The organism is Streptomyces sp. NPDC048057, assembly GCF_040653095.1.
In the GTDB taxonomy this organism is placed as follows: Bacteria; Actinomycetota; Actinomycetes; order Streptomycetales; family Streptomycetaceae; genus Streptomyces.
Window position 1 is genome coordinate 1 of sequence record NZ_JBEZNF010000041.1, and the last position, 11,570, is coordinate 11,570.

Genomic DNA, 11,570 nt, shown 5'->3' on the forward strand with positions numbered 1-11,570 from the left:
CTCGACCACCAACACCTCAGCCTCACCCACATCCACAACACCACCCACCACACCCAACTCTTCAACACCACCACCGTCTTCGAAAACTACCCCCTCGACGCAGCAGGACCGGGCCAGTCCTTCGGCGACCTGCGCATCGTCGACGTCCAAGCGCATGACGCCACGCACTACGCGCTGAGCCTCACGGTCGTGCCGGGGGAAAGCCTCGGATTGAAGTTCGGATACCGTCCCGATCTCCTCGACCGCGAAACCGTCGAGAACATCGCCACCCGTCTGATCCAGTTCTTCGACGCCATCGCCGAGAACCCGCACATCCGCATCAGCGAACTGACCACCCTCACCCCGGAAGAAGAGCAGTGCATCGCCCGGTGGAACGACACGGCCCGTGACATCGAGCCCTTGCCCTGGCCCGACATCGTCGAACTCCATGCCGCCGCCACGCCCGGAGCGCCGGCGCTCAGCCACGGCGCCACCACGCTCACCTACGCCGAGCTGAACGAGCGGGCCAACCAGCTGGCGCACCACCTCATCGGGCACGGCATCGGACCCGAGGACGTCGTCGCCCTCGCCCTGCCCCGTTCACCGGAGATGATCACCGCGATGCTCGCCGTCCTCAAGGCCGGCGCCGCCTATCTCCCGATCGACCCGAACTACCCGAGCGACCGCGTCGCCTTCATGCTCACCGACGCCCGCCCCGCCCACCTCCTCACCACCACCGAAACCGCCGCTCACCTCCCCGACACCGAAACCCCCCGCCTCCACCTCGACACCGCACACCGGGAACTCGCCGAGCAGCCCCGGACGAACCCCACCGACGCCCAGCGGACGGCCCCGCTCGTTCCCGAGCACCCCGCGTACGTCATCTACACCTCCGGCTCCACCGGCCGCCCCAAGGCCGTCGCCGTCCCCCACCGCGGACTGCACGCCCTGGCCACCGCGCAGGTCGAGCGCTTCGGGCTGACCCGCGACAGCCGGGTCCTCCAGAACGCCTCCCCCAGCTTCGACGCCACCGTCATGGAGTGCCTGATGGCGTTCGCCGCGGGCGCCACCCTGGTGGTGCCCCCGCCGGGCCCGCTCACCGGGGAACCGCTCGCGCACCACCTCACCCACGAGCGCATCACCCACGCGCTGATTCCCCCCACCGTCCTCGCCACCCTCCCCGAGGACCAGGAACTCCCCGCCCTCGCCACCCTCGTCGTCGGCGGCGAACCCTGCCCGCCGCAGCTCACCGCCCGCTGGGCGGGGAAGCTGCGTCTGATCAATGCGTACGGGCCCACCGAGGCCACCGTCTGCGCCACCCTGTCCCTCCCGCTCGCCGCCTCGACGGCGCCGCCGCCGATCGGACACCCGAACCCCGACACGTGCGTCCGCGTGCTCGACACGGCGTTGCGTCCCGTGCCGCCCGGCGTCACCGGGGAGATCTATCTGTCCGGCGGCGGGCTGGCCCGCGGCTACGTCAACCGGCCGGGGCTGACCGCCGGGCGCTTCGTCGCCGATCCGTACGGACCGGCCGGCGCCCGGATGTACCGCACGGGCGACCTCGGGCGCTGGAGCGCCGACGGCGCCCTCCACCACCTGGGCCGCATCGACCACCAGGTCAAGATCCGCGGCTTCCGCATCGAACTCGGCGAAATCGAAGCAGTGCTGGTGCGACACCCGGGTGTCGCCCACGCCGCCGCCCACACCCACACGAACCGGGCGGGGCAGACGCATCTGACGGCGTACCTGGTGCCCACGGACGGCGGGGACCTCGACACCGCGGACGTGCAGGACCACCTCAAGGCCGTGCTGCCCGACCACATGGTGCCCGCCGCGTACGTCGTCCTCGACGCGCTGCCGCTGAGCCCGAACGGGAAGCTCGACCGGCAGGCGCTGCCGGCGCCCGACTTCACCGCCCGGGTCACCGACCGCGCGCCCCGCACCCCGCACGAACAGCTCCTTTCCGCCCTCTTCGCCGAGGTGCTCGACCTGCCGCGGGTCGGCGTCGACGACGACTTCTTCGCACTCGGCGGACACTCCCTGCTCGCCACCCGCCTCACCAGTCGCATCCAGTCGACGTTCGGCACCGCGCACACGATCAGGGCCGTCTTCGAGCACCCGACGGTCGCCGAGCTGGCCCGGCACCTCGACGCGGGCGAGGAGGCGACGGAGGCGGAGGCACTGGGCACGGTGCTGCCGCTGCGCACCCGGGGCAGCGAGCCGCCGCTCTTCTGCGTCCATCCCACCAGTGGGCTGAGCTGGTGTTACGCGGCGCTGCTCGGCGGCGTCGGCGCGGACCGGCCCGTCTACGGGCTCCAGGCGCGCGGCATCGCCCGGCCGGAGCCGCGTCCGGCGACGCTGAAGGAGATGGCGGCCGACTACGCGGCCGAACTGCGCACGGTGCAGCCCACCGGCCCGTACCACCTGCTGGGTTGGTCGTACGGAGGGGTGGTCGCCCACGCCGTCGCCGTCGAGCTGCGCCGCCAGGGGCAGGACGTACGGCTGCTGGCCCTGTTGGACGCGTACCCCGAGGCGCCGTTCGCACCGGCCGACAGCCCCGGGCCCGAGCGGGCCGCCCGTGAGCTGCTGTGGGAACGCGCCGCGCTGGACCCCGCGCAGTCCCGTTCAGGCGACGCTGCCGAGCTGCTGGCCTTCGTCGAGGCGGAGAGCAATCTGTCGGCGCACCTGGAGCCGGAGCAGGTGCGGGCGCTCGTCGACGTCGCCGCCGACAACCTCCGTCTCCTCGACGGCCACCGGCCCGAGCCGTTCGACGGCGACGTCCTCTTCTTCACCGCCACCGAAGGGCGCGCGGACGGCGCGCCGGACGCCGGTGCCTGGGCGCCCCACGTCGGCGGCGCGCTGGAGGACCACCCCGTCCCCTGCGAACACCTGCGGATGACCGAGCCGAAGACGCTGCGGGACATCGGCGCCGTCGTCGCCCGCTACCTGAAGAACCGCCCGTAACACCGTCCCCACAGCAACCTTCCGCACCACCCCCGTCCCCACACACCCCGGCGCACCACGCAAGGGAGTCACATGCGGCCGAAGGACCTCTACATCAGCGGGTTGGGCGCTTATCTGCCGGAGCGGATGAGCAGCCGCCGCGCGATCGAACTGGGCTTGTACGACGAAACGTTGATGCTGGACTCGGGCGTCACCGGCACCCTGGTGGCCGGTGACACCCCGCCCGTCGACATGGCGGTCTCCGCCGCCCGCAGCGCCCTCAAACGGGCCGGGTGCGAGGCGTCCGCGGTGGACTTCCTCATCCACTCCTGCGTCTTTCGGCAGGGTCCGACGATGTGGTACCCGGGCGGGTACGTCCTGCGGGAGCTGGGGTGCGAGGACGCCGCGGCCTTCGAGGTGCGCCAGGGGTGCAACGGCATGCTGGCCGCCCTGGAGCTGTCCGTCGGGCAGTTCGCCGCGGACTCCGACCGCACGACGGCGCTGCTCACCACCGCCGACAACTTCGCCTCCCCCCAGGGCGACCGCTGGCAGGGGTACGGCCCCGGCACGGTGATCGGCGACGCGGCCAGCGCCATGGTGCTGTCCACCGCCGGCGGCATCGCGCGGGTCCGCGCCGTCAACCAGTGCGTGCTCCCCGAGTTCGAGGGCCTGCACCGGGGCGCCGAGCCGCTGTTCGACGCCAGCGGCCGGGAGACCATCGACATGGTGGCGCGGGCCCGCCACTTCGGTCGGACGAACCGGCCGCTGACCGAGGTCAACGAGGTGATCGCGGAGCGGCAGGCCGACGTGGTCCGGCGGTCGCTCAAGGAGGCCGGGATCGACGTCGGGGACGTCGCCCGGGCGATCTACGTGAACCAGGGCCAGTACCTCGTCGGTCAGTTCTTCCTCGATCCGCTCGGGCTGCCGGAGGAGAAGTCCACCTGGGACTTCGGCCGCACCGTCGGCCACCTCGCGGCCAGCGACCACGTGGTGGCCCTGGACCACCTCCTGACCACCGGGCAGGTCGGCCCCGGGGACCACGTGCTGCTCGCCGGCGCCGCGCCGGGGTTCGTGGTCAGCAGCGCCGTCCTGACGATCACCGAGAACGCCCCGTGGGCCATCTGACGAGGAGGACGACGATGACGAACCGCAAGAGCCGCAAGGCGTCGAACGCGAAGGTGTCCGTGCCCGAGCACGCGATCGCCGTCGTGGGCATGGCGTGCCGCTTCCCCGGGGCCGCGGACGTGGCGGAGTACTGGTCGCGGCTGTGTTCCGGCGCCGACTGCATCACCGAGGTGCCACCGACGCGCTTCGACATCGACGCGTACTACGATCCACGCCCGGGCACCCCGGGCAAGATCATCACGCGGTACGGGGGCTTCCTCGACGACGTCGACGCGTTCGACGCCGACTTCTTCGGGGTCGCACCGCGCGAGGCCCAGCACATGGACCCGCAGCAGCGGCTGCTGCTGGAGACCGTCGCGGTGGCGGTGGAGGACGCGGGCCTGACCCGGGAGCGGCTGTCGGCGGGCCGCACCGGTGTCTTCGTCGGCTCCATGGGGCGCAACTACTGGGAGTCGATGAGCCGGCGGGGCGTCCTGGACGTGTACGCCAACGCCGGCACGGCGCCCAGCATGCTGTCGGGGCGGCTGTCGTACGCCTTCGACCTGCGCGGCCCGAGCCTCACCGTGGACACGGCCTGCTCGTCGTCGCTGACCGCGGTGCACATGGCCTGCCAGAGCCTGCGCAGCGGCGAGTCCACGCTGGCGGTGGTCGGCGGCGTCAATCTGGTGCTGGCGCCGGAGGAGAGCGTCACCTTCTCCGACGGGCGGATGCTGGCGCCCGACGGCCGGTGCAAGTTCGCCTCGGCGTCCGCGAACGGCTTCGTGCGCAGTGACGGCGTCGGCGTCGTCGTGCTCAAACCGCTGCGGCAGGCGGTCGCCGACGGCGACGCGGTGCGCGCGGTGGTCCTGGGCTCCGCCGTCGTCAACGACGGGCACGGTGGCAACGCGCTGATGGCGCCCGCCGAGTCGGGGCAGCGGGAGACGCTGGTCGCCGCCTACAAGGACGCGGGTGTCGATCCGTCGCAGGTCGACTACGTGGAGGCGCACGGCACCGGGACCCCGGTGGGCGACCCGGTGGAGCTGGGTGCGCTCGCGGCCGTGCTCGGCGAGGGGCGGCCGGCCGACCGGCCGCTGCTCGTCGGCTCGGCCAAGACGAACATCGGGCACAGCGAGGGCGCGGCCGGGGTCGCCGGGCTGATCAAGGCCGTCCTGGCGTTGGAGCACGGCGTGGTGCCGCCCAGTCTGCACAGCGCCGAGCTGACCGGGGCCGTCGACTGGTCGTCGCTCGCACTGCGGGTGCCGCAGCAGGAGCAGGAGTGGCCGCAGAGCGAGCGGCCGGGGCTCGCGGGCGTCAGCTCGTTCGGGATCTCCGGCACCAATGTGCACGTGGTGCTGGGGGCGCACCGTCCCGAACCGGCTGGGCCGAAGCGTGCGCAGCCGGCGGAGCCCGCGGGCGCGGAACGGCCGCGGCTGCTGACGCTCTCCTCCCACCAGCCGGCGACCCTGCGCCGGGTGGCGCAGGACTACCAGCGGTATCTGGAGAACGAGGGCGGTGCGCTGCCGCTGTACGACGTGTGCGCCAGCGCGGCGACGCGCCGCGATCACCGGGAGAGCCGGCTGACCCTGGTCGGATCCAGCCACAAGGAGCTGGCGGACAAGCTCGGGGCGTTCCTCGCCGACGAGCCGAGCGCCTTCGTGCAGTCGGCGGACGACGTGTACGAGGAGCGCGCCAAGGTCGTGTTCGTCTTCCCCGGGCAGGGCTCGCAGTGGGTCGGCATGGGGCGTGAACTCCTTCGCACCGAACCGGTGTTCCGGAGCGCTCTGGAGGAGTGCGACGCGGCGATCCGCGCGGAGGCCGGCTGGTCGGTGATCGAGCTGCTGGCCGAGGGCGAGGGCGAGTTGGAGGGCGTCGACGTCATCCAGCCCACGCTGTGGGCGATGGAGGTCGCCCTGGCCGCGGTGTGGCGGTCGTGGGGGCTCGCGCCGGACGTCGTCGTCGGGCACAGCATGGGCGAGGCGGCGGCGGCCGTCGTCGCGGGTTCGTTGAGCGTCGCCGACGGGGCCGCTGTCATCTGCCGGCGCAGCGCGCTGGCGAAGGAGGTCGCGGGCCGGGGTGCGATGGCCTCGGTGGAGCTGAGCGCCGCGGAGGCGGAGCGGGAGTTGGCGCCGTACGCGGACCGGGTCTGCGTCGCCGCGGTCAACGGGCCCTCGTCGACGATCCTGTCCGGGGACGGCGACGCGATGCGCGAGGTCCTGGTCGCCCTCCAGAAGCGGGGGGTCTTCTGCCGGCTGGTGCGGGTGGACTTCGCTTCGCACGGGCCGCAGGTGGAGCCGTTGCGCAAGCCGCTGTTGAAGGCGCTGGGCTCGCTCCGGCCGCGCGCCGGTGACGTGCCGATGTACTCCACGGTCGACGCGGAGACCGTCGACGGGAGCACGCTCGACGCGGACTACTGGGCGCGCAACCTCCGTCAGCCGGTGCTGTTCGGGCCGGTGGTGGAGCGGCTGCTGGAGCGCGGGCCGACGGTCCTCGTGGAGATCAGCCCGCATCCGATCCTGGTCCCGGCGATGCGCGAGTACGTGGACGCGGCGCGCGGCTCCGGTCTGGTCGTGGGCTCCACGCGGCGCAACGAGCCGGAGGCGGCGCGGCTGCTGGACTCGCTGGCGTCCGTGCATCTGAGCGGCCATCCGGTCGACTTCGACCGGCTGTTCGCGCCGGCTGCGGGGTACGTGCGGCTGCCCGGGCCCGCCTGGGAGCGGCAGAGCTACTGGTTCCCGCAGGACCTGCCCGTACGGGCCGCCGTGCGCAGGGCGGGGCATCCGCTGCTCGGTCCGCCGGTGCCCGGCGCGGACCGGGTGTGGGAGGGCCCGGTGGACCTGGCGGCGAACGCGTATCTGAAGGACCACCAGGTGCAGGGCGTGGTGATCGTGCCGGGCACGGCGTACGTCGAACTGGTCGCGGCTGCCGCGCACTCCTCCTTCGGCTCGCTGCCGGCGCTGCGGGACGTGACGTACCACCGGGCGATCTATCTGACGCCGTCGGACGAGCCGCCGTTGGTGCGCGTGGCGATCGTCGCCGACGCCGACGGGGCCTGGTCGTTCGAGGTCAGCAGCCGGTTCCCGGACGACGGGGAGTACACCCGCAACGTCAGCGGGGCCCTGGAGTTCAGCGAGCCCGGCGTGCGCGGCGGTGCGGACCGGGAGGCGGTGCGCCAGCGCTGTCAGGAGCTGTCCGGCGCGGAGTTCTACCGTCGGTTCGCCGAGAAGGGGAACCAGTGGCTGGGCGCCTTCCAGGGCGTCAGTGCCCTGTGGCGCCGGGACGGCGAGGCGCTGGCGCGGATCGTGGCGCCGGACTCCATCGCCGCCGCGGACGACCCCCACCACTTCCATCCGGCGCTGCTGGACGCCTGCGGGCACACGCTGGCCGCCGCCATGGAGGGCTTCGGCCGGCCCAGTGAGCACGACGCGTTCGTCCTCGGCGGCATCGGTCGGGTGCGGCTGTACGAGCGCCCGCGCGGCCCGGTGTGGAGCCACGCGGTGCGCACCGGCGCGGATGCGGAAGCCGTCGTGGGGACGGTGGAGATACGGAACGAGGAGGGCGCTTTGATCGCCGAGATGGAGGGGGTCAGGCTGCGTTTCCTGGTGCCTCAGCAGGTGTCCCAGCAGGCGCCTCAGCAGGTGGCGCGGGATTCGGACGGCTGGCTGCACGAGGTCGTCTGGCGGCCCGCCCCGGCCCTCGCCCCGCCCGTGCGCCCCGACGGATACTGGCTGGTGTTCGCCGGCGGCGGGCAGCGGGCGACCGACGTGCTGGTCCAGCGGCTGGGCGGGCGCTGCGTCGTCGTGGAGGCGAGCGGCGCGCGGGCGGCGGGCGAGGTGGGCGGGACGTTCGCCGAGGTCGCCCCGGACCGGTACCGGATCGACGTGGACGCGGCGGCGGACTACCGCAGCTTGTTGGCCGCGGTGCGGGAGCGGGTGGGTGACGCGGTGTGCGAGGGGATCGTGCACGCGTTCTCCCGCGAGGTGCGCGATCCCCTCGACACGGGGTCGGTGGGTGAGGCGGTGGCACAGGCCGAACGGCTCGGCTGCCTCAGCGTGCTGCACCTCGTGCAGTCGCTGGACGAGGCGAACTGGCCCGTCGGTCGGCTCTGCCTGGTGACCGAGGGCGCGCAGCACCTGCCGGACGCCCCGGGCCCGGTCTCGGTCGGCCAGGCGATGCTCTGGGGCCTGGGCCGGTCGCTGGCGCAGGAGTACCGGCGGTGGCGGTGCTCCCTGGTGGACCTGCCCGCCGGGGCCGGTGACCGGGACGTCGAGCTGCTGGCCGCGACGCTGCTCGGCGACGGCGGCGGCGAGGGCCAGTTCGCCTTCCGCAACGGCGGGCGGTACGTGCCGCGGCTGGTGCCCCGGAAGCCGGCCCGCGCCCGGTCCGGGGCGCGGCACGGCGCGACCCCGGAGCGGTACGAGATCCGCAACCGCTCCGTCGGCCTGCTGGACGAGATCGATCGCGTGCCGGTGCCGGCCCGTCGCCCCGGGCCGGGCGAGGTGGAGGTCCGGGTGACGCACTCGGCCCTGAACTACCGCGACGTCCTCACGGCGATGGGCGCCTACCCCGGCCTGGAGGAGGGGGCGAAGCTCGGTTGGGAGTGCGCGGGCGTGGTGACCGCGCTCGGCGAGGGCTCGGCCGGGGTCGCGGTCGGCGACGAGGTCGTGGCGCTGGCGGAGGGGGCGCTCGCCAGCCACGTCGTGACCAGCGCGCACCTGGTGGCGCGGGTACCCGCCCGGCTGTCGGTGGAGGAGGCGCTGACGCTGCCGGCCGCGTACCTCACCGCGTACTACGGGCTGTTCGACCTGGCGCGCCTCGCGCCCGGGGAGCGGGTGCTGATCCACGCCGCGACCGGGGGCGTGGGGCTCGCCGCGGTGCAGTTGGCCCGGTGGCGGGGTGCGGAGGTCTTCGCGACGGCGGGCAGCCCGCAGAAGCGGGCGCTGCTCAAGGCGCTCGGGGTGCGGCACGTCGCGGACTCGCGCACCACGGACTTCGCGCAGGAGTTCACCGACGCGACCCGCGGCGCGGGGATGCACGTCATCCTGAACTCCCTGTCGGGCGAGGCGATCCCGCGGAACCTGGCGCTGCTGGCGCCGTACGGGCGGTACGTGGAGCTGAGCAAGAAGGACCTCATCGAGAACAGCTCGATCGGGCTGCTGCCCTTCTCCCGGAACTTGACGTTCCACTCCATGGACCTGGTGGACATGCTCCGGACCCGCCCGGAACAGGCGGGCGCGCTCTTCGACCGGGTGCTCGAACTCGTCGACGGCCGGGCGATCGAGCCGCTGCCGTACGAGGTGTACGACGGCGAGGACGTCGAGTCCGCGTTCCGCCAGATGGCGCGGGCGCGGCACGTGGGCAAGGTCCTGGTCCGCTTCGACGAAACGGTCGAAGCGGTCGAGCCGGCCCGGCCGGTCGCGTCGCTTCCGTCCGTCGGGACGAGCGCTCCCGAGGGTGAGGGGTGGACGGCGTCCGAGGGGACGTACGTGATCACCGGCGGGCTCGGCGGCATCGGGGTGGAGCTGGCGACCTGGCTGGTCGAACGGGGCGCCGGGGACCTGGTGCTGCTGGGCCGCAGCCCCCTCGGCGGACGCGGGCACGTGCTCGGTGCGCTGGCGCGCGGCGGGGCCCGGGTGACGTACCACTCCGTGGACGTCGCCGACGAGGCGGCCGTCCGCGGGGTGCTGCGGGAGCTCGCGGAGGCCGGTCGGCCGCCCGTGCGGGGCGTGTTGCACGCGGCCGGGGTGATCGACCTGGCGTCGGCGGCGGAGCTGGAGCCCGAGCGGTTCGACGCGATGGTGCAGCCGAAGGTCGCCGGCGCGTGGGCGCTGCACCGTGCCGTGGCGGGCCTGGAGTTGGAGTTCTTCGCGCTCTTCTCGTCGGCTTCGTCGGTGCTCGGTTCGCCGAGGCTCGGGGCGTACGCCGCCGCGAACGCCGGGCTGGACGCGCTGGCGCACCACCGGCGGAGCCTGGGCCTGCCGGCGCTCTCGGTGAACTGGGGCTTCTGGTCGTCGGTGGGCATGGTCGCCCGGTACGCCGAGGAACACGGCCGCGACCTGGCGCCGCAGGGCATGGAGAGCTTCACTCCGCGGGAGGGCATCGGCCTGCTCCAGGGGCTGTTGACGGAGCCGGTCGGGCAGGTCACGGTGGTCGCCGCGGACTGGCAGCGGTGGCGGAGCGCGTATCCGGACGCGGCGCGGGACTCCCTGCTGGCGGAGGTGGTGGCGGGCGACGTCCTCCCGGCGCAGCCCTCGCCCGTACGGCCCGCCGCGGTGGCGGTCGCGCCCGTGGAGGTCGCGCCCGTGGAGGTCGCACCTGCGGAGGTCGCGCCCGTGGTCGTCGCGCCGGCCGAGCAGGCCGCGGCGACCTCGGCGCCCGCCGTCGCCGCGGAGTCCGACACGGAGTCGGTGCACGCCTTCCTGGCCGAACGGCTCGCCAAGGTGCTGGCCCTGCCGGCTCAGCGGCTCAGCGCCCGCAAGCCGTTGAACCGACAGGGGCTCGACTCCCTGATGGCGACCGAGGTGCGCAGCGAGGTGCAGCGCGCGTACGAGGTCACGGTGCCGATGGCGAAGATGCTCGGTGGCCAGAGCCTGGCCGACCTCGCGGAGTTCATCACGGCGGAGCTGGCCGAGCGGTCGTGAGGTGAGGGGCACCGGGGCCTGGGCGAACCCTTCGCTCGGGCCCTGCGTGCCGTCGTGCCGCTTCCCCCGTACCGCCCGTGGCGCCGCTCCCCGGGCCGCCGTCAGGCGACCGACATACCGAGCCGTCCGCTCAGCGCCGCGGAGCGCCGTACGATCCCCGCTTCGTAGGCGAAGATGACCGCCTGGACGCGGTCCCTCAGGTCGAGCTTGCCCAGGATGTTCTGGACGTGGGACTTGACGGTCGACTCCGCGACCCCGAGGCCGGTGGCGATCTCCGGATTGGAGAGCCCCTGGATCATGAGCTCGAACACCCGGCGTTCACGCTTGGTCAGGGACCGCACCTGCTCCAGGGTCTCCTGCGAGGCCCCTTTGAGGGAGACCGACGCCGCGGCCAGGCTGCGCGCCACGTCGGTCCTGATCGGCATGTATCCCGCGGCGGTCACCCGGATCGCCGCGATCAGGTCGGTCGGGCTGACGCCCCGGCCCAGGAGGGTGCACCGGCCGATCCGCAACAGGCTGATGGCCTGGTCGTCGGGCGAGGGCACCAGCACGATCAGATGGACCGGCCGCGCGTCGTTGGACTGGGCGGCCAGCCGTTCGGCGAGCACCAACGTCTCGCGCGACACCATGCGTTCGCTGCACAGGATGACGTCGGGCTTGCATAAGGAGGCGACGCGCTGGGCCTCCCCCGGCGAATCCACGTCCCCGACGATCACAATTCCGGGATCCCTGCCCAATACCGCGTGCAGTCCGGCACGCTCCAACTGGTCTTCGGATATGAGAAGGACCCCGATCTCCCCCCGACTCACCATCCCCTCCCCCTTTCACCTGCGGTTCGACAGCAAAGAAAGGTTGCTCCCAGCAAGCGTCAATGAACCGTCATATTTCAGCCATCTGAAAGTGCCC

4 protein-coding genes are annotated in these 11,570 nt (G+C 73.2%); 3 read left to right on the forward strand and 1 reads right to left on the reverse strand.

What is annotated here, in order from left to right:
* The 3 genes from AB0E05_RS33095 to AB0E05_RS33105 form a co-directional block, all read left to right on the forward strand.
* On the forward strand, nt 1-2,943 hold a 2,943-nt coding region (locus AB0E05_RS33095), incomplete at its 5' end, for an amino acid adenylation domain-containing protein (protein ID WP_361970676.1).
* Nucleotides 2,944-3,015: 72 nt separating this feature from the next.
* A complete protein-coding gene (locus AB0E05_RS33100) occupies nt 3,016-4,047 on the forward strand; it encodes a ketoacyl-ACP synthase III family protein (protein ID WP_361970678.1) in 1,032 nt (343 codons plus the stop codon).
* A gap of 14 nt (nt 4,048-4,061) precedes the next feature.
* Nucleotides 4,062-10,664 carry a type I polyketide synthase gene (locus tag AB0E05_RS33105; protein ID WP_361970680.1) on the forward strand — a complete coding sequence of 2,201 codons (6,603 nt, stop codon included), beginning with the start codon at nt 4,062-4,064 and terminating at the stop codon, nt 10,662-10,664.
* Between the two features lie 101 nt (nt 10,665-10,765).
* Here AB0E05_RS33105 and AB0E05_RS33110 read toward each other — a convergent pair whose 3' ends face one another.
* Nucleotides 10,766-11,476 carry a response regulator transcription factor gene (locus AB0E05_RS33110; RefSeq protein WP_361970682.1) on the reverse strand — a complete coding sequence of 237 codons (711 nt, stop codon included), beginning with the start codon at nt 11,474-11,476 and terminating at the stop codon, nt 10,766-10,768.
* Nucleotides 11,477-11,570 lie beyond the last annotated feature (94 nt).